General features: G+C 66.8%; 1 protein-coding gene. It reads right to left on the bottom strand.

What is annotated here, in order from left to right; translation table 11 throughout:
- Window positions 1–9 precede the first annotated feature (9 nt).
- Window positions 10–345, bottom strand: coding sequence for a DUF4148 domain-containing protein (locus U5A57_RS41440; RefSeq protein ID WP_321918129.1), 336 nt, complete (start codon window positions 343–345; stop codon window positions 10–12).
- Between the last annotated feature and the right edge of the window lie 47 nt (window positions 346–392).

The following is a 392-nucleotide window of genomic DNA, read 5'->3' as shown; positions in this document are numbered from 1 at the left end:
GTCTCTCCCTCACTGGCCAAAGTAGATGGGCTTGAGTCCGGGAACGTCGTTCACGTCACCCGAAACCGTGCGCTGCGCGCGCCGGCCCGCTTCGCTCGAACCGGCGGCAACGCCCCCCTGGTCGCCGAAGGCACGCGACGCCGTTGCGGGCTTCGCACCGCCGTTGGCGGCGGCGAGGACAGCGTCCGGATAATGCGCATCGCCCGCCGTTCCGGGAGCGGCGGCGGACTCGAAGGTCACGAGCTGGTCGCGGACCTGTGCACGCGTGATGATTGACTGTGAAAAGGCTGCAGCGGGGGCGGCCAGCGCGGCCGCGAGCAGGCAGGAAAACAAGGTGGGTTTCATGGGGTGACTCCAGTATCGGATTGAGAATCCGTCGATGAACGATCGAG

Origin of the sequence: Paraburkholderia sp. J11-2 (genome assembly GCF_905220185.1) — a bacterium.
Classification (GTDB): Bacteria; Pseudomonadota; Gammaproteobacteria; order Burkholderiales; family Burkholderiaceae; genus Paraburkholderia.
Note: the sequence above shows the minus strand (reverse complement) of the source record. Positions and strands in the feature narration are given on the sequence as shown.

Bases quoted from the DNA above. Each gene is read 5' to 3' on its own strand.
- U5A57_RS41440 (WP_321918129.1), bottom strand. From the start codon at position 345: ATGAAACCCACCTTGTTTTCCTGCCTGCTCGCGGCCGCGCTGGCCGCC.